A 25,038-nucleotide genomic window follows, 5' to 3' on the forward strand; every position below is an offset into this window, starting at 1 on the left:
CGACTACTGGGGGATCGCCACGTCGACGATCAAGCCGTAGTGATCGGAACCTTCGATCTCGATGCGCTCGAGAGACTTCGCCTGTGCACCCCGCAGAAGTACATGGTCGATGCCGACGATCGCGGGAAATTTTTTGTCCGCCGGGTAGGTGCGAACGATGCCGACTCCCAATTGGTCTGCGGTATCGGAGTAGCCGACGTCGAGAAGGTCACGGAATTGCTTGTGCGTGAAGGTCGTGTTGAAATCGCCACTGACGACGACGGTTCCCTCCGCGGCAGCGGCGTCGAGCGCGTTTCGCAAAGTGCTCAGCTCGGCAGTCCACACGTCGGGCGGGGTCACGTACGCCGGTCCGGGGTGAACCGCCAGAAGGGTGAACGGGGTTGAGAATCTCACTTCGGCAACAAGATTGGTAGGTCCGAAGCCGTTCAATTCCCGAGTTTCCGTCAGCGGATAACGACTGTAAATACCTGCGCCACCCCCGCCGGCCTCGTCCGGTACCAAGTAGTGATGCGGCAGCAGTTGCTCGAGCCCTTGATCTCTCAGAGAGCCTTCGAGTGATGTGGTCAGTTCCTGAACCGTCAGGACATCGACTGCCTTCTCGCGCACCGTCGCAGTCAAACTGACGGGGTCTGCCTGCCCGAAGAGAAGGTTCGCTTGCATTACACGCAGAGACGGCCCGTCGATTTCGGAACTGTTTGCTACATACAGTGGACTGATCACCGACGCGCCCACCGCTGTCAGTACCACCGAAATCGCCAGCAGGATCCAGCGGCGAAAAACCAGGCATATCAGGGACGCTGCGAGTGTGACTGCAAGCAGCATCGGGACAAAGGAGGCCACGGCGATCAACGGGTTGATCGGCTTGGTGGAGTACAACGAGATCAGCGCAATGACACCGACGGCAATCCCACCCACCCCGGCGACCTGAGCGATACGGCGAGCCGGAACGTTGTCCGTCGTGAATCCCATACCAAACGGTACCTAATGCAGCTTAGGCTCCCGATTGCCTGGCGTTGTCAGTCGCCGGTTCGGGTGCGGAATGCGTTCACGGCCGCTTCGATGGTCGGGTAGAAGTGCGTCGAATCGAACCTGTCGCCGACCCCGAATCGGATGAGTCGATCCTTGATCGGACCTTTCATCTCCGCGAATGCCAATCGAATTCCTTTGCCCTCCAAAAATGTATCCAGATCGACGAGTTCGTCGACGGCGGTCGTGTCGAGCCCGGTGATCGGCTCGGCGGCGATGACCACCCATTCGACCGGGTCGGGTGCCTTGGCGACGACGGAGCGAACGTACTCGTCGAAGATCTCGCCGTTCGCGAAAAACAGTGGTGCGTCAAATCTCACCAACACGAGGCCGGGGATGCGATGTCCGTCCGGGTGGCGTTCGACGTCGTGGAATCCCGCGGGTTCGCCCGTCTCGACGAGTTCGGTTCGATGTGGCTGCCATACCTGCGCGATGACCGCTACGAAGGAGAGTCCGATCGCAACAAGGATGCCTTGAAGCACCCCGACCAGGGCAACGCCCAGAAACGCCGCGACGGCGAGGCCGAATTCCACGGTGCTCATGCGCCACATGCGGACCATGCCGCCCACGTCGATCAGTGCACACGCGGCGACGATGACGACGGCGGCCAGTGTTGCATCGGGCAGATATGCCGTCAGTCCGGGAGCGACGAGGACAAACACCAGGACGGCGAGTGCTCCGACGACACCGGCCAATTGTGTATGCGCCCCACTCTGTTCGGCTACCGGCGTCCGTGATCCGCTCGCCGATATCGGAAATCCGCCGAACAGTCCGCCGGCCACGTTCGCGACACCGATCGCCTTCATCTCGGTACTGCCGTTCACGTCCTCGCCGTGGCGGGCGGCGAAGGTGCGCGAGAGAACGCCGGTGTCGGCGAAGGCAATCAGCGCGATACCTGCCGCCGGTCCGATCAGGTGCCCGACGTCCTGCCAGGTGACTCCACCGAGAGAGGGGAGGGGAAGTCCTTCCGGCAGTGCGCCGACCATGCCGATGTCATCGGTGAGACCGGCGGCGGCGGACAAGACTATTGCCGCGACGACGGCGACCAGCACACCGGGTACAACAGGTACCCAGAGCCGGAAGACCACAATGACAATGAGCGAACCCACGCCGATGACGGCAGCGAGGGGATCGACATCTCCACCGGCCAGAGCCTTTCCGATCTCACCGATTTCACCGAGGAGGCCGGACGCGTCGACGGAGAAACCGAGCAGCTTGGGAATCTGACCGATTACGACGACGAGCGCGATGGCGTTGAGGTAGCCGAGGCGGATCGGTTTCGAGAGGAGTTCGGTCACGAAACCCAGACGCAGAAATCCGCCGATCACGAGGATGAGCCCGACAAGAACGGCGAGAACCCCGGCGAGTGCAAGCGCGTTCTCCGAATCGCCGACCACCGCCAGCGGTATGACTGCGGCGGCGATGAGCGGTGCCAGCGACGAATCAGGCCCGAGTACAAGAATCTTCGACGGTCCGACTACCGCGTACGCGAGCAACGGCACGATGGTTGCGTACAGACCGGCGTACGCGGGCAATCCGGCGGCCTCGGCGTAGCCCATCCCCGCCGGGATCAGCAGGGCCGTCAAGACGAGCCCCGCTGTGATGTCGGTTCGCAGCCATTCGCGGCGGTACCCGCGGGCAGTCGCGATCCCCGGTAGCCGACCTAGACCCTCCGTCCACGTCATCGTGTGATTGTCCCTCCCTCAGCGGAGTGACGGGCGCGCTCGGGGGCAACTGCAGTGGTCGCGGTGATGGCGACAGGTGTCGGTGAGAGGCGGCGGCGTCGGATCGCCTTTTCCAACTCGACGACAACCGGGATGATCAGCGACCAGCCTAGGCAGACGAGCCACTGGGCGCCGGTCAGTGAGGTTGTCATGAGGAGATCCTGGAGAACACCCGCCTCGACGGCAAATACGGTCACGACCGTGGGGATGGTCAAGATCTTGATGGCACCGAGAACCGGCGGAACAAGTCCGGACTCGGGATCACGCCGCATGGTCAACCCAGCGAAAATCGAACCGAGAGAGAGCACTACGAATGCGGTGGTCATGGGGACATTCGCCTCAGTAGTGCTCATTTCGCCAGGTGCGAGAAGCATTGCTGCGAGTGTCACGGCAAATTGCAAGACGCCGTACGCGAGCCACTGAGCGACTGCGCTTCGATGTGCGATCGGCATCTTGGGATCGCGTGGCGGCTTGTTCATCAGATCCGGTGGCGGCGGGTCGAGCATGATCACGGCGACGGGGAACAGTGTGATGAAGAAGTGCTGGAACAGCACCATCAGCGGTGTCAGTGCCACACCCTCGTTGATGTTGAAGATGCTCGCGGCGAGGAAGAGGAGAACCAACGAGAAGAGTTTCGACATCTGGTAGCGGATGTACGAGACGATCTTCCCGTAGATGTTGCGGCCCAGGGTGATCGCGGTGATGAGGGTTCCGAAGTTGTCGTCGGTGAGCACCATCTTGCCCGCCTGTTTGGTTACCTCACTGCCCGAGCCCATGGCGACGCCGATATCGGCCTTCTTCAACGCGGCGGCGTCGTTGACAGCATCTCCGGTCATCGCGACCACGGCGCCACCGCTCTGCATGACATCGACCAAGCGAAGTTTGTCCTGCGGAGTGACTCGGCCGAACACGTGCAGGTTCGGCAACGCGGCCGAGAGTTCGTCATCGGTCATCGCTTGCAATTCGGCTCCGCCGACCGCGCCCGGGCCGAGTCCGAGTTCGGCACCGATCGCGGCGGCGGTGATGGCATGGTCACCGGTGATCATGCGGACCTCGATGCCGGCCCGGTGTGCGGTTCGCACCGAATCGACCGCCTCCGGACGCAGCGGGTCGATGATGCCTGCCATACCGACAAACGTCAGGTCCTCGACAAAGGACATAGGGTCCGCCACGACAGCGTCTTCCCGTCCGTCGAGGCGTCTGACCGCGAATGCCAGCACCCGAAGACCCTTCTCGGACATGGACTGATTAGCTGCCGTGAGTTCGTCTCGGACTTCCTCGATCGGGACCTGCCGGCGGCCGGGGAGAAAGGCCGAAGAACACCGAGCGAGGACAACATCGGGTCCGCCCTTGACCAATCCGACGAACTGACTTACGCCGTCGACTTCGAGATGGTGGTACGTGGCCATGAACTTGTACGCGGAATCGAACGGAACCGTCGCCACCCGCGGGTAGGTCCGTCTGGTGAGTTGGGCGTCGGCACCGAACTTTGCCGCGAGCACCACGAGTGCGGCCTCGGTCGGGTCACCGACAACTTCCCCGGAATCGGAAACCGTTGCATCGCTGTCGAGACACAGTCCGTATGCGAGAAGGGTGAAGTCGGGCGGTGCCTCGCCGGCAACCTGCGTGATCCTTCCCGCTTTGGCGTAGCCTTCGCCGTCGACCGTGTACCAACGGCGGTGGACGTACAGCGATCGGACAGTCATCTGGTTCATGGTCAGCGTGCCGGTCTTGTCCGAGTTGATTGCACTGGTCGCGCCGAGAGTTTCGACGTCGGTCAGGTTCTTCACGACGGCCTTGGCGTCGGCCAGTTGACGGGCCCCGTAGGCCAGCATTGCCTGGACGAAGGTTGGCAGGCCGGTCGGAATCGCGGACACTCCCATCGCGATACCAAGGAGCAGAAGCGTTGTCAGGTCCTGACCACGAATGAGTCCGATGACGACGATGACGATCACGGCCGTCCACGCGATGATGCCGAGAAGTTTGGTGAGAGAGTCCAATTCTCGTTGCAGTGGCGACTTGCCAGGGGCGACGGCCGACAACATCGACGCGATCTGGCCGATCTGCGTCTGCATTCCGGTCTCGGTGACCACCATGGTCGCTGTGCCGCGGGTGACCGAGGTGTTCTGGAACACCAGATTGCTGCGGTCTCCGAGTGGAATATCCTCATTGCTCAGCGTTTTCGGATCCTTCGGGATCGGCGCGCTTTCCCCGGTCAATGCGGCTTCCTGTGTCTCCAGGGTCGTCGAGGCGAGCAACCGCCCGTCGGCAGCGATGATGTCTCCTGCCTCGACTTGGACGACGTCACCCGGCACCAGTTCGGTAGCGTCGAGCTGAATCAGGTTCCCGTCACGAATGACCCGCGCTTGGGGTGTCTGCATCTTGGCGAGCGCGTCGACGCTGGCCCGTGCCTTCAACTCCTGTCGAGTTCCGAGGACGATGTTGAGCACGACGAGCACCGCCACCACGATCGCTGTCGGCACTTCACCGATGGCGATGCTGACCGCGGCCACGGCGACGAGCATCAAGTTCATCGGATCTTTCAGTTGCAACAGTGCGATCGACCACGTCGACGGCGGTGGCGTCGAGGTGATTTCGTTCGACCCGTAGCGTTGTCGACGTTGGTCGGCCTCACTCGATTGCAGTCCGCGCTGCTGGTCCGACTGCAGTACGGACACGACTGATTCGCCACTCTGCGCATGCCACGGCGTGGGGCTCATGACCGCACGTCCTTTCCTTGGCGATCGTCAATACCGGGTCGGAATCCAGTGAAGCGGTTGTTTGGGCGTCTGGTAGCCGTGGGCCTTCTGCCGTTTCGGCAGGGTGATGTCAGTGGATTGCACGGGCTCGTAGGGGATCTGACTCAATATGTGACTGATGATGTTGAGTCGTCCGCGTTTCTTGTCGTCGTTGTTCGCGACATACCAGGGCGCCCAGCCGGTGTCGGTGAAGCGAAACATCTCGTCGCGAGCACGCGAGTAGTCGTACCAATGACTGAACGACTTCAGATCGAGATTCGACAGCTTCCAGATCTTTCGAGGATCGTCGATCCGGCTTTGCAGACGTAAGAGCTGCTGTTCTTCGCTGACCTCGAGCCAGTACTTGAGCAGGATGACTCCCGATTCCACGATCGCGCGTTCGACGGTCGGAATGAGCTGGAGAAATTGATGAGCCTGTTCTTCGGTGCAAAAGCCCATCACTCGTTCGACTCCGGCACGGTTGTACCAACTTCGGTCGAAGATGACGATCTCGCCCGCCGCCGGGAGATGTGGGACGTAGCGCTGGACATACATCTGCGAATGCTCTCGCTCGGTCGGCGCCGGTAGAGCAACCACCCGGAACACTCGTGGACTCACGCGTTCGGTGATGGCTTTGATTACTCCGCCCTTCCCCGCGGTATCTCGGCCTTCGAACACGATGCAGACCTTGGCGCCAGACGATTTGACCCACTCCTGCAAAGCCACGAGCTCACCGTGCATCGGCTTGAGTTCGTGGCGGTATACCTTGTTCTTCATTGGTTTTTCTGCGACGAGTTCCGCGTCGTCGTGAAGAATCCGAGCGTTCTTTCCCACTTCCACTCCTTGGAGACGTGAGCGCGCGGGGCATCGTCCGCTCGTATGTGTATGCCCCGTATTCGGTCAACCTATTCTCTCCGGGATCGCGACTCGAATCGTGTTGTTTTCGAGCCCGTTTCGAGTCTTGACGGTGTCAGCGATCGGCGCGAGTATTAATTGATGACTGGCGACGAAGAGTTGCTCCACGTCGAGCGGGTGATCACTCGCCTGATTTCCCGGTATCCGAATGTTCCTCCACCGGAGATCGAAAACAGAGTGCGAACAATTCACCAACGTTTTGCGGGGTGTCGGATACGTGATTTCGTGCCTCTCCTTGTCGAAAAGGCGGCCAGACACGAGATCTCGAACCGGATGATCGTGATTCCGATAATGGATGAACGGTCCGCAGTGCTGAACCCTCTCGAACTGTAGCCGGAACGGACGTCGTCGGCGCATACTGAAATGACCTTGGACCAGGGAGTTTTGGCCGACTGCAGATTTCAGGCGCGGAATGTCAGCCTCCCGAACTCCTTATGTGTAAACCGAGTACAGGGAGCGTTGACATGGAAGGTTTCTGGGAATTCTTCTGGTTCATCTTCGTCTGCTTTGCCTTTGTGGCGTATTTGAGCGTGTTGTTCTCGATCATCACCGACTTGTTCCGTGATCACGAGACTTCGGGTTGGGCCAAGGCGTTGTGGATGATTTTCCTCTTCGTCATTCCATTCTTGTCCGCGATGATCTACGTGGTTGTCAAGAATGACGGAATGACTCGGCGGTCGATGGAGGCCGCTCAACAGCACATACACGCGCAGAGTGACTACATTCGAACCGTCGCCGGCAGGTCTCCGACTCAGCAGATCGCCGACGCCAGAGAGCTTCTCGACTCCGGCGCGATCAACGAAGAGGAATTCCAGGCAATCAAGGCAAAGGCGCTGGCGTAGTTTTTGTATCTTCTGCCCCAGGCCTGGCGTCGTCGGTTCCGGCGTCGTCAGGCCGGGCGTCCTGCGCGGCGGCGCGTGCGGGACGAACCAGCACTTCGAGAGCTACGAGTGCAACCAGCGCAATGACGACGATCCAACCCACGACCAAACCGGTGGGGTAGCGCCAGAAGAGCAGCAACAATGCGGCGATGCCGATGATGGCGCAGCGCAGCGGAACACGAAGCTGATTGGCCCACCGCTCCACCTGATTTGGCGTACGGCCGCTTGAAGAATGCCGGACGAAGTCCAATGCCTGCCCGTAGCCTCGTCGAACGGCGATCGCCGACGACGACCCACCGACCAGGTAGGCCCCGAGTCCGACCACCACGCCGAGGACCGCAACCGCTCGCAGGCTCGTGCGCAGTGGTACCAGAACTGTGTCGATGACGGCAGTCGCGGCGTCTGGCGAGAGGATATCGGTGGGCACACTGTCGAGGTAGATTGCGCGTCCGATGAGAATTCCGATCGCGAGAACCAGCATTCCCAACGCAATCGACAAGCCGACCAGGGACAGTGCGCGGAGCCTGCGACCGGTTGGCGCAACGGCGACAGCGGCTGCCGCGCAGGCGATTCCCAACCACGGCAACACCGCTGAGACCTTGTCGAGTGCCGAGACGGCTCGCTGAGCCTTCACCAGCTCGGGGGACTGGAAGAGAACAAATTCCTTGTCCACGGAGGGGATTTTGTCTGCGAAGGCGAAGCCGCGGTCGATCAAAGCTGCTTTGACCCTGTCGATGATCGTACTGAGCGAAATGCTGACGGTTCCGCTCTGATCGACTTCGACGGAATTGGGGCCGTAATCTCCGGTCATGACCGAGACCAGTCCGTTGTGCGCCGATCGGTTCGCTTGAATCCACAAGTCCTCGAACTGTTGTGACCGAACGAGCGAGCCCACCGTGTCGTGAACAAAGCTCTTTGCCTGGCCGGCGATCACCGGTGCCAACCCCACTACGGCTTGATCCAGACGCGGCGCGTTGGCCGCAAGATTCGACACGTCGGTCAGTGCGGTGAGTGCGTCGGTGGTGAGCCCCTCGACGTCGACACGATCGAAGATCTCGTCGGTGATCTGATTCGTGATCTCGGCCTGCACGGCGGGATTCTCGCCCAGTGGCGCGACCGTGCTGACGTAGCGGTCCGTATCGAGTATCTGACTACGGGTGAAGCGGGTGGTCACGGACAAGACTGCAAGGAGGGCGACCAACACCAGCAGTATCGCCACGGCAGTCCACCGGAGTCCGTGTCGAGGTGGCCGGGAGACTTGCTCGACGGTCGTTTCGCGGGCGCTGGGAGTCTGCTCTCGAAGTGTTGCAACCTCTTGCCGCAACCTGGCTAGTTCGGCACGTTCGTCCTCCTGGAGTGGGCCGTCGTTCGTGCCGTTTGCCATCATGTTCCTCTCCGGAGGGAAACTACTGCCGCACAGATGAAAACGCTGAATTCGATGGGTGTATCCGAAGTCGAGACCTCAGATCACGTCGGGATTCCATGTCGCGACAGCCCAGATGACGAATACGTCGAGCGCGATGATGGTGATCGACCACCACGGAGAGTGGGGTAGCCACAGGAAATTCGCGAGGATCGAGAGCGAACAGAAGATTATCGCGCCTACCCGTGCCCACGTCGCGCCGGTGAAGAGCATGATTCCGACAGCGGTGACGAGCACGCCGAGTACGAGGTGAATCCATCCCCAGGAGGTGAGGTCGAATTGGTACGCGTATTCAGGGCCGACAACGGTCACATCGTCCTTGGATATCGCCGAGATGCCTTGGAGAATTTCGAGCACGCCGACGGTGACGAGAAGAACGGCTCCGCCCAGCGCGCTTCCTTTTGCCACACCTTGCTTGACCAGTGATTCCTCGGCCATGACCGCCCCTTGGTATCAAGTGCGAAATTGCCTGGCGTAACTCCGTATTGCGACTATTTACGGTGGTGAAGTATCCCGCCACGGGGCAAATCAAACATTGAGCGCTGGACATCCTCGCGATATTCGCTCGCCCACGAATCCGAGAGGATCTACCGTGACGGCATGGATGTGGAGGACGCAGGCATGACGCCGACGACTGCGCCGGTAACAATTCGGACGGATCGACTGGTGCTTCGTACCTACCGTCCCGGCGATCATCAGGACCTTCTCACCTTCTACGGGCGTAGCGACGTGTGCCGGTATTTGTTCAACGAACCCTGGAGCCCGGACGATGCGCGAGAGGCAGTGCAGACCAGAATGTCTCGCCGCGACCTGACAGCGGGCGCGGTGGCTCTTGTCGTCGAATACGAGGGCCGGGTTGTCGGAAGCGTGAGTGCCTGGCTGGTCGACGAATCAGGGGACGCTGTCGACACCGAGCGCACCGCCGAAGTCGGGTGGGCATTCTCGCCCGACTTCGGCGGCCGAGGATTCGCGACGGAAGCTGTGACCGCTCTGATCGACCTGGTCTTCGCGACACCCCGATTGCGCCGCGCGGTCGCGCAGATGGATGCGAGAAACGAATCCTCGGCGCGACTCGCGCGGCGAATCGGGTTGCGGCGAGAGGCACATTTTCGGCAGAACGCGTGGATCAAGAACGAGTGGACCGACACTGTGGTTTTTGCAACGCTGCGCAGTGAGTGGCCTACAAGTCTCTGATCAGGAGGGCCGAGCTGCTACTTCGCAACCAGTTCGGTCAACTGGGGGACCAGCTCGTCAGTTGCCCATGGAACGCTCAAAACGCTGACGTACATGGTGGCGGCTGTCAGGCGATTGTCGGTGATCCACAAGTCCTTCCCGTTGGCGATAACCGGCCACCGTGCGAACAGGGTGTTGGCCAACGTGCTGTCGACTTCCGACTGATCGCTTGCCCATCCGAGATATACGTCGGTGTTTATCGTGTCGAGCTTTTCCATGCTGATGCCGAACAGGAACGAGTCGCCTGCAAAGTTCTTGGCACCGTTGACCACGTCGGGAGCAACTGTGAGCCCGAGGTTTTCGACGAACTTCACGCGCGGATCGTCCGGGCCGTAGATGGCGGTCTCGGTTTCGCCTTCGCGGATGTAGGACCCGAAGGCGAACGTGACTCCATTGAATTCAGGATGGCTGGTCTTCGACTCTTCCACCGTCTTTTCGACGGACTTGATCAAATCCGCGGTCTGGGCCGGGCGCCCCAAGGCCTTGCCGACATCGGTGGCGAGGTTTTGCCACGAACTCGGCTGGTACGGCTTGGTGTCGTAGGGGAGTGTCGGGGCGATCGAGCTCAGGCGCTGATAGTCCTGCTCGGAGAAACCGGAGTACGGGGCCAGAATCAGGTCGGGTGCGGCATTGAGGATTTGCTCGAACAGAAGCTCACCGCTGTCGGAGTAGTACGGCGCCGGTGTGGGCAGCGGCTGGCCCGACTTCTCGAGTTCCGCGCGCGTCCACGGGAGGAAGCCGTCGGCGTCGCCGGCCCACGAGTCCTTCTGCATTGCAATCGGAGTGACGCCAAGGGCGATGACAGTGTCGGCCGCTGCGGAATCGAGGGTGAGGATCCTGGTCGGTTCCTTGTCGATGGTGGTGCCGCCGAATGCGTGCTCGATCGTGACGGGGTATGCGCCGTCCTCGACAGCAGATGCCGACGAACTATTTTCCTGGGCGTCCGATGACGACTGCGTGCAGGCGGTCAGAGGCAGTGCGGCCGCCACCATCAGCGCAACGACAATTCGCCTCTTCCGTTGGGGACGAATTCTCTGACGGGCAGATCTGAACACGCGAAACTCCTCGGGATAGATCGGGGAAGTGCTTGCACGACTCAGCGCGGTACGCACATGAGAGCAGGCTTACCTAAGTGAATCTAGGGCGCGTGCGTGTAGCGAAGGGGCCAGCAGATGTCGACAACAGGTCAGGCTCGAGTCAGTTGACAGCGGCGAGCGCATTGCCAGGGGTGTAGCCGACCGTCTTACGAAAAGCAGCGATGAACGAGCTCGACGTCCCGTACCCGACTCGACGGCTGACGGCGTTCACACTCATCCCGGTCCCCAGCATGCCCAGCGCTGTACTCATGCGAACCAGAGTGCGCCATTGCGCAAAACTCAGCGCAAGTTCCGCGGCAAAAATCCGGGTGACCGTGCGTCGGCTGAGGTTGAGAACGTGCGCCCACTGGTCGAGTGACCGATCGTCGGCGGGATCCGACAACACTTTGTCGACGAGTTGTCGAAGCCGGGGATCGCGGGGGATCGGTACGTCGAAGTGAGGTGCCGATGCCGGGGTGAGGAGATCGACACAGACCTGCTGTGCCCGAAGGCGTTGTTCTGCAGGCATTCCGGTATAGGCGAGGTGTATCAGCAGTACCCGGGCTGCCTCACTCAAGGTCACGATGCACGGTTCGTTCCAGGCGGGAGTCCACAACTCGGGGGTGAAGAGAGTGGCGCGGAATGCGACGTGGGGATTGGCCTGACCTTCGTGGAGGACCCCGCGAGGGATCCACAGGCCGACGCCGGGCGTGACGGTCCAGAGTTGATTGTCGATGATCATGTTGACGACGCCGCGGTCGGACCAGATGAGTTCGTGCTCGGCATGAGCGTGCTGTGGCCACTGGGTGATGTGGTCGGTCTCGACGATGTACGTCGTCAGTTGGAACGGCGCCGGGACGGCGCGCGCCATCGGAGTGTGGCGGTCTGAATCCGACAGGTGGAGGCCACCGTCGATTTCACGAAGGGCAGGGATCGGCACCGCGGACTACCTCCAAAGCAAGTTAGGTAAACCTTACACCCTGTTTGCTGGGCTCAGTGGCCCGCACCGAGTTCGATGAGAAGCACGCCTGCCGCGATAAGGCCGATCCCCACGATCATGAGCTTGGTCAGCGGTTCGCGAAAGAGAATGCGGGATGCGATTGCCGTCAGCGCCACCCCGCAAGCAGTCCAGATGCCGTACGCAACGCCGATCGTCAGGCCCGCGTCGAGTGCGAGCGTGAGGAAAGCGAAAGCGGCGAGGTACCCCACGATGACAACCGCGAGCCATCGTTTGTCGCTGCCGTCCTGCGACGCCATCCGTAGTGACAACGTCGCGGTGACCTCGGAAATAATTGCAGCGATCAGAAATACGAAGGTCATGCCGGGTCCGCCGGCCCGCTGTCGGCAGCAACCTGGGAACCGAGTTCAACGCAGAGGACTCCGCCGATGACCAGGGCAATGCCGACGCCCATGGTGGCTGTCAGGGGGTCGCCGAAAAGGAAAGTCGCGAACACCGCGGTCAGGACAACTCCGGTTGCGCCCCAGATTCCGTATGCAACACCGAGTCCCATGCCCTCCCGCAGGACGAACGACAACGCGGTGAATGCTGCGAGATATCCGCCGACGACCACGACGTACCAGGCGGGGTGATCGAGGGCCGCGCGCAGAGACAGAGTCGCAGACACCTCGGTCAGGATCGCGGTGATCAACAGCAGCCATTTCTTCACGGTTCGGATTCTGTCAGGCTCCACCGATTCCGGTCGCGCACTACGGTCGAGACATGACGTGCGTGCTGCTCGGCGGAATCCGCGAAGGTGACATCCGCCACGATGTGTCCGGTGGCGATATAACCGCGACGCCGATTCTCGACTGGGGCCACGATGACGTGGCTCGCCTCTACGAGGACATTGCAGAAGGTGCGATCCAGTCGGCGCTGGAGTTCCTGGTGTCGGCGCATCGCAGCGTCGCTGCAAATATTCGGCCGGTGTACGGCCTCGACGACCGGCAACCCGTCTCGGTGACATTGAGCCGAGGACGCGGATCCTGCAGTCAGAGACTGGCTATCGTCGAAGCGTTGGCTCGCCGCCGAGGTATCGCCACCCGAGTTCGCGGTCTCGTACTTCGTGGGGAGTTCTGGTACCCGAGATTTCGGCGTCTACATGCGGTGATTCCGAAGTCAGTGCTGCTGGCGTGGCCGGAATTTCTGGTCGACGGACGCTGGCAGGACATCTCCGAGATCGTTTCACCTGCGGTGGTCTCAGCGCTCGAACCGTTCACGAACACCGGCGAGGAGACACTGTTCGACGCGATCCGACGCGCTCCGATCAGTTGGGGCAAATCAATTTCGTGCGATTGCTTGGACTTCTCCGAATTCGTCGACCGTGATCTGGGCACCTTCGAATCTCGCGACAAGCTCTTCGAGGAATTCGGACAGACGATGTCGACCCCCATCAGAATTCTCGTCGATCCGGTTTTCCGGAACTGGAGTGCATCCGGCTGACGCGCGACGCGAGGTCTAGGCTGTTCTGCATGTCTGTGCGTACCCCATTGGTCCCTGGAACCGTCTCTCCCGTCCTCGCTGTGCCCTCGAAGATCGAGCGGCCCGAGTACGCGTGGAAGCCGACCGCCAAAGAGGGCAACGAGCCCTGGGTTCAGACGTCGGAGACGATCGAGGCGATGCGCATCGCCAGCAAGATCGCTGCCGGCGCGCTGCAGGAAGCCGGCAAGGCTGTCGCTCCCGGTGTCACGACCGACGAGCTCGACCGCATCGCACACGAGTTCATGCTCGACCACGGCGCATACCCGTCGACGTTGGGCTACAAGAGCTTTCCCAAGTCGTGCTGCACGTCTCTCAACGAGGTGATCTGCCACGGAATCCCCGACTCGACCGTGGTCCAGGACGGAGACATCGTCAATATCGACGTCACCGCGTACATCAACGGGGTGCACGGGGACACCAATGCGACGTTCCTCGCCGGTGACGTGTCCGAAGAGAACCGCTTGCTCGTCGAGCGCACACACGAGGCAACGATGCGGGCCATCAAAGCCGTCAAGCCCGGCCGCGCGCTCAACGTGATCGGACGCGTCATCGAGTCCTACGCCCATCGGTTCGGGTACGGCGTCGTCCGGGACTTCACCGGACACGGAATCGGCGAGACCTTCCACAACGGCCTCGTGATCCTGCACTACGACGAGCCCGCGGTCGAGACGATCATCGAACCGGGCATGGTCTTCACGATCGAACCGATGATCAACCTCGGTGGTATCGACTACGAGATCTGGGAGGACGGCTGGACCGTCGTCACCAAGGACCGTAAGTGGACGGCGCAGTTCGAGCACACCTTGGTGGTCACCGAGACCGGTGCAGAGATTCTCACCCTGCCTTGAGTTCGGCGATGCGCGGCGCTCTGCTGGTAGCCGGCACTACTTCCGACGCAGGCAAGAGCGTTCTGGTGGCCGGATTGTGTCGCATGTTGGCGCGTCGAGGCGTCCGAGTGGCGCCGTTCAAGGCGCAGAACATGTCGAACAACTCCGTGGTCACGCTGGACGGCGGAGAGATCGGCCGTGCGCAGGCACTTCAGGCGCGGGCATGCGGTCTGGAGCCGAGTGTTCGATTCAATCCCGTGCTGCTCAAGCCGGGGAGTGATCGCACTTCGCAACTGGTCGTTCGGGGCAAGGCGATGACCACGGTGGGTGCTCGCGATTACATGCAGCATCGGCAGTGGCTTCGCGCCGTCGTGGCCGAAGATCTCGATTCGCTTCGATCCGAGTTCGACGTCGTGATCTGTGAAGGCGCCGGTTCACCGGCCGAAATCAACTTGCGCGCAACGGATCTTGCCAACATGGGATTGGCTGAGGCTGCGCAGATTCCGGTCGTCGTCGTCGGTGACATCGATCGCGGCGGCGTCCTGGCCCATCTGTTCGGGACCGTTGCTGTGCTCTCGCCGAGCGACCAGGCATTGATCGCGGGATTTGTGATCAACAAATTCCGCGGTGACGTTGCACTGTTGGAACCCGGACTGGATCAACTGCGCAGCCTCACCGGTCGACCCACTCTCGGAGTGATCCCGTTTGCCGACGATCTTTGGCTCGACGCCGAGGATTCGCTTGGCGTCACCGGCAACGCCCCGGTAGGGCGCCCTGGCCCACCCGTCGGTTCGGCCTGGCTCACCGTTGCTGCGGTTCGGCTCCCGCGCATCTCCAACTCGACGGATGTCGAGGCGCTGGCATGTGAACCGGGCGTGGCAGTTTCGTGGGTGACCGATCCGTCGCGGATCCGCGACGCAGACCTCGTGGTGATCCCCGGTAGTAAGTCCACCGTGAGTGACCTCGAGTGGTTGCGGAGTACCGGCCTGGCTGACGAGATCATCGCCCGAGCGGGCCGCGGGCAGGCGGTGCTGGGAGTCTGCGGCGGATACCAGATGCTGGGTAATTCCATCGTCGATGACGTCGAATCAGGATCAGGGATCACCGCAGGACTCGGTCTGCTGGACCTCGACATCGAATTCGCTTCGGACAAAGTGCTGGCGCAGGTAACCGGTTCCGCCGACGGTATCTCGGTGTCGGGGTACGAGATTCATCACGGACGCGTCGTGCACAACGGGGACCGTCCATTGCTGGCGGACTCGGGCGGTGTGCCGGAAGGCAGTGTGCGAGGGTCTGTTCGAGGGACACACTGGCATGGTCTCCTGGAAAGTGACGACTTTCGGCGCAGCCTGCTGCGTGAGATCGCGGTTCCCGGTTTTGTTGCTGCACCCGACACCTCGGTTGCCGCGGTGCGAGAACAACAACTCGACCTTCTCGCTGATCTCGTCGAGCAGCACCTTGATCAGGATCTACTCGAGAAACTGATCAACGGTGGGGCGCCGATCGGGCTTCCCGTCATTGCCTCCGCACTCGAAGCCTGAGAGCGCTCCCGCGGGCGTCGACGTGGACGCGGTAGAATAGCCAGGCCTCACTCCCGCGACGGCTCCCTAGTAGGAGTGTGCGCGGTGACAGATCAATTCGACGGCTTGCTTACCGACTTCAGTGACGAGGTGCTGGTCGACTCGGCAATGCTCGGCGATCATGCGGCCTTCGACGTCATCGTTCGCCGATACGGCCCGCACTTGTATCGATTTGCCCGTCGACTCGTCACCAGTGAGAGTGACGTCGACGACATCGTCCAGGAAACCTGCGTTGCCGCCTGGCGCCAACTTCCGGGGTTTCAGCGGCGCTCGAGCATCAAGACCTGGTTGTTCGCGATCTGCTCTCGCAAGATCGCGGATGTCCATCGAAAAGTCGGCTCCTGCGCCGCCGATGTGGACGGACTTCGGGACGAAGTCGATACTCGATTGCGCGATCCGAGCGAGGAAGTATGCGGCACAGCATTTCTCGACGCTCTTGAAGCCGAACTCGATCGTCTACCGCTGCGTCAGCGCGCCGCCTGGGTCTTGCGGGAAGTGGAGGGCATGACGTATCCACAGATCGCAGTTGTCCTGGAACTGAGTCCGGACGCGGTTCGTGGCCAACACACTCGGGCGAGGCGGAATCTGGGTCTCGCGCTCGACCGATGGCGATGACGACTCGGCGGTTTGCCGGGTTCTGTCACCGAACTCACTCTCCTGACGGCCCGGGTAGCTGGAAGAATGCTTCGTCGTGGATACCGCTTTCGACCCCAGAGGCTTCGACCCGAGAACCGAGGATTCGGTGCCGTCGGTAATGCCGGACGATGCGACGGCAACGGGTGCTGACGTCGCCGTCGAGGCTGCGGAAACTCGGCTGACTGCAAGCGCGGTCCGGGAGTTGCTGGCAGCGCTCGGAGGAAGTATCGGCGACGAGGACGAACTCGTGGTTTTGCTCCAGCGCGCCGTCGAAATCGCGAACGACGCCATCGAGGGCGCCGACAGCATCGGCGTCACCATCGATCTGGCCGGGCAGACCTACACCGCCGTTCATACCGATTCGCGGACTCTGCGTGTCGACATCGAGCAATACGACGCCGGCGACGGACCATGTCTGCACGCCGCTCGAACCGGTGAAACCGTTGTCGTCGATGCCGAGACCAGCGCGGAACGCTGGCCGCGGTTCGCGGCGGCGGCGAAGGACGAAGGGATCAAGTCCTTTCTCGCGGCGCCGCTCTTCACGCCGGATCAGCGACTGGGTTCGTTCAACCTGTACGGACGCGCCTCAGCGGCATTCGACCGGGTCGACGCGGATGTCATGGAGATTCTCACGACAACGGTCTCACGCGCGATCGGCGACTTCTCTCGTTTCAAGTCCGCCAAGGCGGTGGCTGATGCCTTGCAACGTGCGCTCGAGACCCGGGCGCCGATCGAACAGGCCAAAGGCATGCTGATGGCCATCCATCGGATCGACGCCGACACCGCATTTCACATGCTGCGCAAGCAGTCTCAGACGACGAATACCCGGTTGCGCGACGTGGCAGCCGAGATCGTCGAGACGTATTCGGCGCCGCCTACCGCTGTCTAGTTCGAGGGGGACCGACGTACAGCCTCGAGCGCGACGACGACGCCGGCGGCGACAACCACGTGCATCAGCGCGAGCATGACCGTGCTGGCGGCGTCGAAGTCCGCGGCAATGGTCAAAGCGATGGTGCCGAGCGCCACGACTGCACCCACGATCTGGGCGATGCGGATGATCGGCTCCCACTTCAGTGAGATCAACATTGCGACCGACAAACCGACCAGCAGTGGCACCACCGTCAATGTGATGACCCCACCAGGCGCGACGCTCGCCGGCTTTCCCTGATCTGTCATCTCGAAGGATCCGCCCAATGCGAGGCCGATCAACCACAGGATCAGATTGACGACGAGAGCAATTACCGTGGCGCCGAGTACGGCACGTGGCTTGGTGACGTGGAGGTTGTGTGCGGTTGACGTGATTGCAGACATGGTGTTCTCCCGGCTCGATGCGATGGTCTTGTGACGTCGCTCTGGTGAATAGACCCGCCGGCGGGCAGAAACTCATCGCTGAGGTTGACTATTGCCCGTTGACGACGGGCACTGCGGTGCCGGTGACCGAGATACCGCCGTCGACTGGGATGTCGACCTCGAGCACACTGGGACGCCCGACGTGTCGGCCCTGGTGGATGGTGATCCGCCGCGGAGTGGCCGCGGGTTCGAGTTTGCGCAGGTAACCGCCGGTCGACGCCGCTGCGGACCCGGTTGCAGGATCCTCGACGATGTTTCCCACCGGAAACAGATTTCGGGCTTCGAAGGTGTTGTCGTCGAGGGGATGCAGGATCGTCACCGTGCCGGCCCACCCCTGCGCGTCCATCAGAATTCGCATTGCGGATGGATCGAAGGTGAACTCGTCGAATGTCGACTGATCACGAAGTACGACGATCGGGTGAGTGTTGCCGGCGTACGACAGCATTGCGGGATACCGCGCGTCGAGCGCAGACGAATCGACGCCGATGAGCCCGAGCAGCGCTGTCAGCACGGCGTGATCGATCGGCGAGACCGACGGTTCGACGCTGGTGAAGGTCGCGGTGGACCTTCCGTCCTCGTCGGTCGCCGTGTCGATGGATACCGGTCCGATCGGTGTTTCGAATGTGAAGGTTCCGTCGCCGTCTCGCTCGGTGAGAGCGATGGCCGTCGCAATAGTGGCATGACCGCAGAACGGTACTTCGGCGATAGGGGAGAAGTACCGGATCCGGCTGTGGCGCGGGTTGCCTCCGAGTTCCGGTTCGATGAGGAACGCCGTCTCGGCATACCCGACTTCGGCTGCAACGGATTGTAATTCGGGGTCGTCGAGCCCGCGGGCGTCGAGCAGCACGCCGGCGGGATTACCGCCGGCCGGATCCGAACTGAACGCAGTCAGTCGGAGGATGTCGTGAGAAGTTGCCATGTCGACCATCTTTGTCCGCTGTCGTCCATCGGGGGAAGAGACATCGCGCGATTGCGGTCCGCGATCTTCGAACTGGACTGCCTCCGGAACAAACCGGCCGCACGGCGTCGTTGGTGCAGATATGAGCAATGACACAGACACCGCCGAAGCGTTGTTCGCACTCGTGGCCCAGGGAAAACAAGGCGTGCTGGCAACCGTCAAGCGTGACGGCCGCCCACAGTTGTCCAACATCATTTACCGCTGGGACGTCGAGTCGAAGACGGCTTCCGTGTCCATCACAGCCGATCGCGCCAAGAGTAAAAATGCGATCCGTGATCCGCGGGTTTCCCTTCACGTCAGCGCGCCCGACTTCTGGAGCTACGCCGTGATCGAAGGACTTGCCGTGGTGACACCCGTCGCGGCCGATCCTCACGACGAAGTGTCTGACGCACTGGTCGAGCTGTACCGGGACATCAGCGGCCAGGAGCATCCTGATTGGGAGGAGTACCGCGAAGCAATGGTTGCGGAGCGTCGACAGATCCTCACGGTGCGCGCTGATCACGTCTACGGAATGACGAGGCTCCCCAAGCCATCCGGCACCTAGCCCCGCGCCCCACTCGAGTTTGGCCCACCCCCAGCCCGAGCGAACGGTACGTCCGTCGCCTCAGATGCGCCGAAAGCCACTTTCGCTCAGGGGAGAGGCGGTGGAGAGCGAACAAATCGGACTCGCCGGCGGTGGTGAGAATGTAGGAGTGGTCATACTTCTGTCGACTCCAGGGTCCTCCACAGTGTGGATCGCGTACCGTTTCCAGACATGGAATTGACTCGAGTAGCGGTGGGCAGTGGTTCGTGCACCGTTCGGATCGACGGGCCGGTCAGCAAGCATGCGGTACTCCTGCTCCCCGGCAAGGGCGACCCCGTCGACTTGTACGACGATGTGTGTGAGCGACTGCACCATTCGGATCTGCGGACCGTCGCGGTGGAATCGATCGAGAATCTCGACGAGACCTCGGCAGTGGTACTTCTGGACGAGTTGAACATCGCCTGGGTGAACCTGGTCGGTCACCGGGAGGGTGCCGATCTCGCGTGGCTGCTGGCTGCACGTCAGTTCGGACGCTTCGCGAGTTTGATCGCCGTGGACCGTGGACATCCGTCGGCGAGCGATATTGCCGGCGTACCGCCGGTCGAGGTTCCGACCACTGTCGTCGTGGGCAGTGGAGGTCGGGCCATCGCCGACGCCAGCGGTCGTTTCGTGTACTCCGACTTCCGCGTGACGGAACTTCCGGGTGTCGACGACGTCGTCAAGTCGGCACCGGCCGAACTCGCAACCGAGATCGTGCTGCGTACCAGCCCCTGGTGAAACTCTGACCTACGAAAAGGCGGGCACTCCCACTGCGCGGAGTGCCCGCCTTTTCGGCGTCATTAGGGCTGCGGGGCTCAGATGTCGAGGCCGAGCAGCGCGTTCTCGACCACTTCGGCCAGGGCCGGGTGGATCCAGTACTGGCCGCGTGCCATGTCCTGAGCCGACAAACCGAAGCTCATCGCCTGAATGAGCGGCTGGATGACGGTCGGAGCCTGCGTACCCATGACGTGGGCGCCGAGTATGCGTCCGGTGCCGCGTTCGGCGATCACCTTGCAGATGCCCTCCTGATCCTCCATCGCCCAGCCGTACGCGACGTCGCCGTATGCCTGCACCTTGACGGTGATGTCGAGTCCGGCGTCGCGAGCCTGCTTCTCCGTCATTCCGACGTCGGCGATCTGCGGGTCGGTGAACACGGCTGCCGGCACGAAGCGGTGATCGGTGCTGCGAAGCTCGGACGTGTCCTTCCAAGCGTCCTGGAGCAGGTTGTGCTGAACAACGCGCGCTTCATGGTTGGCGACGTGCTTGAGCTGGTACGGCGACGAGACGTCACCGAGTGCGAAGACGCCCTCGGCGGTGGTGCGTTGGTATTCGTCGACCACGATCGAGCCCTTGTCGTCGAGTTCGACGCCGGCCTTGTCGAGACCGAGTAGGTCACCGTTCGGCTGACGACCCACCGCGACGAGAAGGACGTCACCGGAAACGACTGTGCCGTTTGCCAGTTCGACGGCAATTTTGTCGCCGTCGCCGCGTACCGACGTGAGGGGGGAGCCCAGATGGACGTCCCACTTCTGTTCGGCCAACTCGGTGAAACGCTCGGAGATCTCGTCGTCGAGGTGCCGCAGCAGTCTCTGGCTGCGACCGATGATCGAGACGCGAGAACCCAACGCGGAGAACACGTGTGCGAACTCGGTGGCGATGAATCCGGAGCCGACGATCACCAGGTGCTCGGGAAGTTCGGGCAGTCGCATGATGTCTTCGTTGGTGTAGTACGTCACACCACTCGACGCGATCTCTTCCGGGATGATCGGACGCGAACCGGCAGCGATGACCACCTGGTCGGCGGTGATCGTCTCGCCGGTTCCGGTGTCGATCGTCTTGTCGCCGGTGAACGTGGCGTGGCCGCGGTAGACGGTGGTGTTGGGACTGTCTTCGCTGCGGTACCGCTCACCACCTGCGGAAATGGGATCGATGCGGCCGAAGACGCGCTTGACGATGTCGGACCAACGGACGCCGTCGAGCGTGGCGTCGACGCCGTACTTCTCGGCAATGGTGATGGTGCGTGCCACCTCGGCGGCGTAGACGAACATCTTGGTCGGGATACACCCGACATTGAGACACGTTCCGCCGAAGGTGCCCTCTTCGAGGATTGCGATCTTCTTGCCGTCGAACCGCTCGTCGGGCAGCGAGTTTCCGGATCCGCTGCCGATGATTGCAAGGTCGTAGTGCGTCACTGCGCGATCTCCTGTGTGTTGCTTGCTGTGCTTGCCGAACTTTCTGCGGCCGGAGTGAGGTGGCCGTCGAGCCACTCCAGCCACAGGTCGAGTTCGGAAAAGGCTGTGGCCAAGGGCTTCTCGGTCGAAAGAAACACGTCGTGACGGGCGCCGTCGATCGGGACGATGGTGGTGCGATCGCCGAGGCAACCCGCCCAGCGTGCGATCTGCTTGACGTCGAGAACGGAATCGGCGAGGTCGACGCTCGGGTTGTACGCCTTGGCGAACTGCGACTTCTTCGAGCGCAGAATCAGCGCAGGCACTCCGATGTCGAGGCCGCGGTGAAGTTTCGCGTGACCCGCTCGGACGGCCCGCATCCAGCCGAAGGTGACGGGGCAGCCGGCCAGCGGCTTCCAGTCGAGGTTGTAGTCCCACACTCCGTTTGCCGAAACATGAAGGCTGGAACCGTAAGTCGGTAGTCCGGTTCCCGGGATCACCGTCTTCGCCGATACCCGTCCGAGGGCGTCGATCGCGGTGGTTCCCACGTTACGCACCACCGAGGGGCCCTGAAGATCGAACCAGGGACTGTTGAGCACCAGCCCGCAGATTCCGGCGCCGTCGCTGCCACCGGGCTTGCGCTGCAAACGGTTCAGCCACAGCGGAACGATCAGACCGCCGGTCGAGTGCGCCATGAGCAGCACCTCGCTCCCGTCGGTCTCGCTGCGGACGATGCGCAGCGCCTCGTTCAGTTCGGCGTCGTAGAGCGCAAGGTCGGAGACGTAGTGCGCCGTGTGTCCCGGCTTGAGGGATCGCCCGCACTTGCGCAGGTCGAGTGCGAAGAATGCGTAGCCCTGCTCGGCAAAATGCTCGGCCAGGTGCTTCTGGAAGAAGTAATCGGTGAATCCGTGCACGTACAAGACGGCACGACGTGTCTTCACCGCCTCCTTCCTCGGTTGGTAGCGGACCAGTGTTGCGTCCACCTCGCCTTCGCCGTCCGGATCCGTTCCGAGCGGGATCGTCAGCTGCTGATATCCGTCACCGAGGACGTCTGGAACCCAAGTAGTCACAAATCACAATCTAATCGTCGTTTCGGGTGCGCGTTGTAGAGCACAATTGGGGGTGGTGAACCGCGCGAGTACGCACGGGTAACCTATTCGGCGTAACACAGCAGGCGGATGCGCGCACGGCTAATGACAAGGAAGTCGATTCTCCAGTGTCGAATCAGAACGCGGTAGAGACGAAGACGGATGTAGTGCTCGTGGGCGCAGGCATCATGAGCGCCACGCTGGGTGCATTGCTGCGCCAGCTGCAGCCCGATTGGTCGATCTCGACCTTCGAGCGGCTCGATGCCGTCGCAGCCGAGAGCAGCGACCCCTGGAACAACGCGGGAACCGGTCACTCCGCCCTGTGTGAGCTCAATTACACCCCGGAGAACTCCGACGGCACGGTCGACATCAAGAAGGCCGTCAACGTCAACGAGCAGTTCCAGGTGTCCCGCCAGTTCTGGGCACACGCGGTCGAGCAGGGCGTCCTGACCCAGCCCAAGGAATTCATCAACCCCATCCCACACGTGAGCTTCGTTCACGGTGAGGCCAACGCCAAGTACCTGCGTGCTCGCTACGACGCACTTGCCGGCCACACGCTCTTCCGCGGCATGGAGTACATCGACGATCCGGCCGAGTTCAGCGAGCGTTTGCCGCTCATGGCCAAGGGACGCGACTTCTCCGATCCCATCGCCCTGAACTGGAGCCAGGACGGCACCGACGTCGATTTCGGAGCGCTCACCAAGCAGCTCATCGGCTACATCGGTAAGACCGGCGGCAAGATGTACTTCGGCCACGAGGTCACCAACCTGACCCAGAACTCGGACAAGTCCTGGACCGTCAAGGTCACCAACCGTCGCACCGGTGAAAAGCGCACCGTTCGCTCGCGCTTCGTGTTCGTCGGTGCCGGTGGCGGCGCCCTGCACCTGCTGCAGAAGTCCGGCATCAAGGAAGCCAAGGGCTTCGGTGGCTTCCCGGTCAGCGGTGCTTTCCTGCGATGCACCAACCCCGAACTCATCGACCAGCACAGCGCCAAGGTCTACGGCAAGGCTGCCGTCGGCGCCCCGCCCATGTCGGTGCCGCACCTCGACACCCGCGTCATCGGCAACAAGCCGGGTCTGCTGTTCGGCCCATACGCCGGATGGTCGCCGAAGTTCCTCAAGCAGGGTCGCGTCACGGACCTGCCCGGCTCGGTCAAGCCGAACAACATCCTCTCGATGCTCGGCGTCGGCGTCAGCGAGCTCGGCCTGGTCAAGTACCTGGTCAGCGAACTCGCCAAGAACGAAGCCGGTCGCATCTGGGATCTGTGTGAATTCGCGCCCAAGGCGCAGGCTCAGGACTGGGAGCTCATCACCGCGGGCCAGCGCGTCCAGGTGATCCGCCGTGCCAAGGGCAAGGGCGGCGTCCTCGAATTCGGTACCGCTGTGGTCGCCGCTGAGGACGGCTCCATCGCCGGCCTGCTCGGCGCTTCGCCCGGTGCGTCCACGGCCGTCCCGGCGATGCTGGACGTACTAGAGCGCTGCTTCCCGACCGAGTTCCAGGGTTGGAAGGGCAAGCTTCGCGAGATGGTTCCGTCCATCGGCGTCAAACTCACCGACAACGAAGGCCTGTTCAACCAGGTCTGGGATTGGTCCTCGAAGGTTCTCGAGCTCGATTCCGCTGGTGCTTCCGAATCGGCTCCGGTCGCGGATACCGTCGCGACTGTGTGATAGTCCAACCCATGACGGCAACAGCAGCTTTGAAGCGTTCATGGGCACTCGACCTCGACAACAAGACGTTCTACGAGTTGTTGAAGCTTCGAGTGGAGGTCTTTGTCGTCGAGCAGGCCTGCCCGTATCCCGAGTTGGACGGGCGGGACCTGCTGACGGAAACACGCCACTTCTGGCTCGAGCAGGACGGCCAGGTGGTGTGCACACTCCGTCTGCTCGAAGAGCACGACGACGGAAACAAGAGCTTCCGAATCGGACGCCTCTGCACGTCGCGTCAGGCTCGCGGCCAGGGCCACACGACCCGCCTCCTGCAGGCCGCACTGGCCGAGGTCGGCGAAGCGCCGTGTCGGATCAACGCCCAGACCTACCTGGTCGAGATGTACGCCAAGCACGGATTCAAGGCTGACGGCGAAGAGTTCATCGAAGACGGCATCCCGCACACCCCGATGCGCCGTGGCGGGGGAGAGCCTTTCGTGGCTGTCAGCTAGTTTGTCGGAGATTTGACCCTGGTCGGCTCGTGGAAAAGCGAGCCGACTAGGGTTTTTTCGATACCGAATGTTCGCGGGGAAGTCCTGTTCGATCCAGGCGCGGTCCCGCCACTGTGAAAGATCTCTCCTCTACCGACTGACCGGGAGATCTCAGCCAGGTTGCCGCGACATTCGAGTGCAGCCAAATTCTCGGCGAGGAAACCGAGAGGTGGAGGGATA

At 62.0% G+C, this 25,038-nt stretch carries 26 protein-coding genes; 12 read left to right on the top strand and 14 right to left on the bottom strand.

Annotated elements, in window-relative coordinates:
* Window positions 1-3: 3 nt before the first annotated feature.
* The 4 genes from RA302_RS12280 to ppk2 are packed head-to-tail and all read right to left on the bottom strand — an operon-like array spanning window position 4 to window position 6,265.
* Window positions 4-969, bottom strand: coding sequence for an endonuclease/exonuclease/phosphatase family protein (locus RA302_RS12280; RefSeq protein ID WP_338480894.1), 966 nt, complete (start codon window positions 967-969; stop codon window positions 4-6).
* Window positions 970-1,016: 47 nt separating this feature from the next.
* Window positions 1,017-2,711, bottom strand: a complete 1,695-nt coding sequence (locus RA302_RS12285) for a SulP family inorganic anion transporter (RefSeq protein ID WP_019748017.1) — start codon at window positions 2,709-2,711, stop codon at window positions 1,017-1,019.
* Window positions 2,708-5,470, bottom strand: coding sequence for a cation-transporting P-type ATPase (locus tag RA302_RS12290; RefSeq protein ID WP_338480897.1), 2,763 nt, complete (start codon window positions 5,468-5,470; stop codon window positions 2,708-2,710). Before RA302_RS12290 ends, RA302_RS12285 begins: the two co-directional genes overlap by 4 nt.
* 27 nt (window positions 5,471-5,497) lie before the next feature.
* Complete coding sequence (gene ppk2 / locus RA302_RS12295) at window positions 5,498-6,265, bottom strand: polyphosphate kinase 2 (protein ID WP_153212522.1); 768 nt, start codon at window positions 6,263-6,265, stop codon at window positions 5,498-5,500.
* 219 nt (window positions 6,266-6,484) lie between these two features.
* On the opposite strand from ppk2, the gene RA302_RS12300 reads away from it, so the two are divergent.
* Both RA302_RS12300 and RA302_RS12305 read left to right on the top strand, forming a co-directional pair.
* Window positions 6,485-6,736, top strand: a complete 252-nt coding sequence (locus RA302_RS12300; RefSeq protein WP_019748020.1) for a hypothetical protein — start codon at window positions 6,485-6,487, stop codon at window positions 6,734-6,736.
* A 131-nt stretch (window positions 6,737-6,867) separates the two neighbouring features.
* Window positions 6,868-7,245, top strand: a complete 378-nt coding sequence (locus RA302_RS12305) for an SHOCT domain-containing protein (protein WP_020969370.1) — start codon at window positions 6,868-6,870, stop codon at window positions 7,243-7,245.
* Here the strand turns inward: RA302_RS12305 and RA302_RS12310 are convergent.
* Together RA302_RS12310 and RA302_RS12315 are read right to left on the bottom strand one after the other, a co-directional pair.
* Entirely contained in the window at window positions 7,223-8,668 is a 1,446-nt protein-coding gene (locus tag RA302_RS12310) for a hypothetical protein (protein ID WP_338480899.1), read from the bottom strand. The genes RA302_RS12305 and RA302_RS12310 overlap by 23 nt on opposite strands.
* 78 nt (window positions 8,669-8,746) lie before the next feature.
* A complete protein-coding gene (locus RA302_RS12315; protein ID WP_019748023.1) occupies window positions 8,747-9,145 on the bottom strand; it encodes a hypothetical protein in 399 nt (132 codons plus the stop codon).
* 162 nt (window positions 9,146-9,307) lie between these two features.
* On the opposite strand from RA302_RS12315, the gene RA302_RS12320 reads away from it, so the two are divergent.
* A complete protein-coding gene (locus RA302_RS12320; protein ID WP_338480902.1) occupies window positions 9,308-9,901 on the top strand; it encodes a GNAT family protein in 594 nt (197 codons plus the stop codon).
* 17 nt (window positions 9,902-9,918) lie between these two features.
* On the opposite strand, the gene RA302_RS12325 is transcribed toward RA302_RS12320, so the two are convergent.
* From RA302_RS12325 to RA302_RS12340, 4 genes are all read right to left on the bottom strand, one after another.
* The gene (locus RA302_RS12325) at window positions 9,919-10,995 is read right to left on the bottom strand and encodes an ABC transporter substrate-binding protein (RefSeq protein ID WP_020907401.1); all 1,077 of its coding nucleotides are present in this window, start codon (window positions 10,993-10,995) and stop codon (window positions 9,919-9,921) included.
* Window positions 10,996-11,137: 142 nt separating this feature from the next.
* On the bottom strand, window positions 11,138-11,956 hold the full coding sequence (locus RA302_RS12330) for an AraC family transcriptional regulator (protein WP_338480904.1): 819 nt from the start codon (window positions 11,954-11,956) through the stop codon (window positions 11,138-11,140).
* A 53-nt stretch (window positions 11,957-12,009) separates the two neighbouring features.
* On the bottom strand, window positions 12,010-12,336 hold the full coding sequence (locus RA302_RS12335; protein ID WP_047888837.1) for an SMR family transporter: 327 nt from the start codon (window positions 12,334-12,336) through the stop codon (window positions 12,010-12,012).
* Window positions 12,333-12,683 (bottom strand): SMR family transporter, encoded by a 351-nt coding sequence (locus RA302_RS12340; protein WP_019748028.1) that lies wholly within the window; start codon window positions 12,681-12,683, stop codon window positions 12,333-12,335. The genes RA302_RS12335 and RA302_RS12340 overlap by 4 nt, the downstream gene beginning before the upstream one ends.
* A 53-nt stretch (window positions 12,684-12,736) precedes the next feature.
* Here RA302_RS12340 and RA302_RS12345 point away from each other — a divergent pair, with 53 nt between their 5' ends.
* The 5 genes from RA302_RS12345 to RA302_RS12365 all read left to right on the top strand — a co-directional run bounded on the left by RA302_RS12345 (window position 12,737) and on the right by RA302_RS12365 (window position 17,427).
* Entirely contained in the window at window positions 12,737-13,456 is a 720-nt protein-coding gene (locus tag RA302_RS12345) for a transglutaminase domain-containing protein (RefSeq protein WP_338480907.1), read from the top strand.
* Between the two features lie 29 nt (window positions 13,457-13,485).
* Window positions 13,486-14,343, top strand: coding sequence for a type I methionyl aminopeptidase (gene map / locus RA302_RS12350; RefSeq protein WP_338480909.1), 858 nt, complete (start codon window positions 13,486-13,488; stop codon window positions 14,341-14,343).
* A gap of 8 nt (window positions 14,344-14,351) precedes the next feature.
* Window positions 14,352-15,863: a cobyric acid synthase gene (locus tag RA302_RS12355; protein WP_019748031.1), complete on the top strand. Its 1,512-nt coding sequence runs from the start codon at window positions 14,352-14,354 to the stop codon at window positions 15,861-15,863.
* 84 nt (window positions 15,864-15,947) lie between these two features.
* Window positions 15,948-16,517, top strand: coding sequence for an RNA polymerase sigma factor (locus tag RA302_RS12360; protein ID WP_020969378.1), 570 nt, complete (start codon window positions 15,948-15,950; stop codon window positions 16,515-16,517).
* Between the two features lie 76 nt (window positions 16,518-16,593).
* On the top strand, window positions 16,594-17,427 hold the full coding sequence (locus RA302_RS12365) for a GAF and ANTAR domain-containing protein (RefSeq protein ID WP_019748033.1): 834 nt from the start codon (window positions 16,594-16,596) through the stop codon (window positions 17,425-17,427).
* Here the strand turns inward: RA302_RS12365 and RA302_RS12370 are convergent.
* Together RA302_RS12370 and RA302_RS12375 are read right to left on the bottom strand one after the other, a co-directional pair.
* Complete coding sequence (locus tag RA302_RS12370; RefSeq protein WP_029255162.1) at window positions 17,424-17,849, bottom strand: DUF6069 family protein; 426 nt, start codon at window positions 17,847-17,849, stop codon at window positions 17,424-17,426. The two genes, RA302_RS12365 and RA302_RS12370, sit on opposite strands and share 4 nt — an antisense overlap.
* A gap of 88 nt (window positions 17,850-17,937) precedes the next feature.
* Window positions 17,938-18,807 carry a PhzF family phenazine biosynthesis protein gene (locus RA302_RS12375; protein WP_257207314.1) on the bottom strand — a complete coding sequence of 290 codons (870 nt, stop codon included), beginning with the start codon at window positions 18,805-18,807 and terminating at the stop codon, window positions 17,938-17,940.
* Window positions 18,808-18,928: 121 nt separating this feature from the next.
* On the opposite strand from RA302_RS12375, the gene RA302_RS12380 reads away from it, so the two are divergent.
* Window positions 18,929-19,390, top strand: a complete 462-nt coding sequence (locus RA302_RS12380) for a PPOX class F420-dependent oxidoreductase (protein ID WP_070386964.1) — start codon at window positions 18,929-18,931, stop codon at window positions 19,388-19,390.
* A 210-nt stretch (window positions 19,391-19,600) separates the two neighbouring features.
* Entirely contained in the window at window positions 19,601-20,146 is a 546-nt protein-coding gene (locus RA302_RS12385) for a hypothetical protein (protein WP_003942671.1), read from the top strand.
* Between the two features lie 77 nt (window positions 20,147-20,223).
* On the opposite strand, the gene mtr is transcribed toward RA302_RS12385, so the two are convergent.
* The gene (mtr, locus tag RA302_RS12390) at window positions 20,224-21,600 is read right to left on the bottom strand and encodes a mycothione reductase (protein WP_338480918.1); all 1,377 of its coding nucleotides are present in this window, start codon (window positions 21,598-21,600) and stop codon (window positions 20,224-20,226) included.
* Complete coding sequence (locus RA302_RS12395) at window positions 21,597-22,646, bottom strand: alpha/beta hydrolase (RefSeq protein ID WP_020907416.1); 1,050 nt, start codon at window positions 22,644-22,646, stop codon at window positions 21,597-21,599. The genes mtr and RA302_RS12395 overlap by 4 nt, the downstream gene beginning before the upstream one ends.
* A gap of 146 nt (window positions 22,647-22,792) precedes the next feature.
* On the opposite strand from RA302_RS12395, the gene mqo reads away from it, so the two are divergent.
* Together mqo and RA302_RS12405 are read left to right on the top strand one after the other, a co-directional pair.
* Complete coding sequence (mqo, locus tag RA302_RS12400; protein WP_338480920.1) at window positions 22,793-24,331, top strand: malate dehydrogenase (quinone); 1,539 nt, start codon at window positions 22,793-22,795, stop codon at window positions 24,329-24,331.
* 11 nt (window positions 24,332-24,342) lie between these two features.
* Window positions 24,343-24,819, top strand: coding sequence for a GNAT family N-acetyltransferase (locus RA302_RS12405; RefSeq protein WP_003942808.1), 477 nt, complete (start codon window positions 24,343-24,345; stop codon window positions 24,817-24,819).
* Window positions 24,820-25,038: the final 219 nt, after the last annotated feature.

It is taken from the genome of Rhodococcus sp. DN22 (assembly GCF_036669995.1).
In the GTDB taxonomy this organism is placed as follows: domain Bacteria; phylum Actinomycetota; class Actinomycetes; order Mycobacteriales; family Mycobacteriaceae; genus Rhodococcus_F; species Rhodococcus_F erythropolis.

Coding starts and splice junctions, on each gene's coding strand:
- RA302_RS12280 (WP_338480894.1), bottom strand. CDS start 969: ATGGGATTCACGACGGACAACGTTCCGGCTCGCCGTATCGCTCAGGTC.
- RA302_RS12285 (WP_019748017.1), bottom strand. CDS start 2,711: ATGACGTGGACGGAGGGTCTAGGTCGGCTACCGGGGATCGCGACTGCC.
- RA302_RS12290 (WP_338480897.1), bottom strand. CDS start 5,470: ATGAGCCCCACGCCGTGGCATGCGCAGAGTGGCGAATCAGTCGTGTCC.
- ppk2 (WP_153212522.1), bottom strand. CDS start 6,265: ATGAAGAACAAGGTATACCGCCACGAACTCAAGCCGATGCACGGTGAG.
- RA302_RS12300 (WP_019748020.1), top strand. CDS start 6,485: ATGACTGGCGACGAAGAGTTGCTCCACGTCGAGCGGGTGATCACTCGC.
- RA302_RS12305 (WP_020969370.1), top strand. CDS start 6,868: ATGGAAGGTTTCTGGGAATTCTTCTGGTTCATCTTCGTCTGCTTTGCC.
- RA302_RS12310 (WP_338480899.1), bottom strand. CDS start 8,668: ATGGCAAACGGCACGAACGACGGCCCACTCCAGGAGGACGAACGTGCC.
- RA302_RS12315 (WP_019748023.1), bottom strand. CDS start 9,145: ATGGCCGAGGAATCACTGGTCAAGCAAGGTGTGGCAAAAGGAAGCGCG.
- RA302_RS12320 (WP_338480902.1), top strand. CDS start 9,308: ATGGATGTGGAGGACGCAGGCATGACGCCGACGACTGCGCCGGTAACA.
- RA302_RS12335 (WP_047888837.1), bottom strand. CDS start 12,336: ATGACCTTCGTATTTCTGATCGCTGCAATTATTTCCGAGGTCACCGCG.
- RA302_RS12345 (WP_338480907.1), top strand. CDS start 12,737: ATGACGTGCGTGCTGCTCGGCGGAATCCGCGAAGGTGACATCCGCCAC.
- map (WP_338480909.1), top strand. CDS start 13,486: ATGTCTGTGCGTACCCCATTGGTCCCTGGAACCGTCTCTCCCGTCCTC.
- RA302_RS12355 (WP_019748031.1), top strand. CDS start 14,352: ATGCGCGGCGCTCTGCTGGTAGCCGGCACTACTTCCGACGCAGGCAAG.
- RA302_RS12370 (WP_029255162.1), bottom strand. CDS start 17,849: ATGTCTGCAATCACGTCAACCGCACACAACCTCCACGTCACCAAGCCA.
- RA302_RS12375 (WP_257207314.1), bottom strand. CDS start 18,807: ATGGCAACTTCTCACGACATCCTCCGACTGACTGCGTTCAGTTCGGAT.
- RA302_RS12380 (WP_070386964.1), top strand. CDS start 18,929: ATGAGCAATGACACAGACACCGCCGAAGCGTTGTTCGCACTCGTGGCC.
- RA302_RS12385 (WP_003942671.1), top strand. CDS start 19,601: ATGGAATTGACTCGAGTAGCGGTGGGCAGTGGTTCGTGCACCGTTCGG.
- RA302_RS12405 (WP_003942808.1), top strand. CDS start 24,343: ATGACGGCAACAGCAGCTTTGAAGCGTTCATGGGCACTCGACCTCGAC.